This is a genomic window from Acidovorax sp. SRB_24, from assembly GCF_012931925.1.
Map to the genome: position 1 here is coordinate 1 of NZ_MWOM01000374.1, position 238 is coordinate 238.

Genomic DNA, 238 nt, shown 5'->3' on the forward strand with positions numbered 1-238 from the left:
GCATCTCTGACTGAAAGGTGTTTCCGTGAACAAGCGCTCCCTCCTGCAATCCGCCCTCGCACTGGCCCTGGCCGCTGGTGTCACCACGGGCGCCTGGGCCCAGGACAAGACCCTGAAAATCGGCGTCACGGCCGGCCCGCACGCGCAGATCTTCGAGCAGGTCAAGAAAGTGGCGGCCAAGGACGGCCTGAAGATCCAGGTGGTGGAGTTCAGCGACTATGTGCAGCCCAACGCCGCG

General features: G+C 64.3%; 1 protein-coding gene. It reads left to right on the forward strand.

What is annotated here, in order from left to right:
- Positions 1-25 precede the first annotated feature (25 nt).
- A partial coding sequence (locus B2J89_RS23425) for a MetQ/NlpA family ABC transporter substrate-binding protein (protein WP_371809124.1) occupies positions 26-238 on the forward strand: 213 nt, incomplete at its 3' end.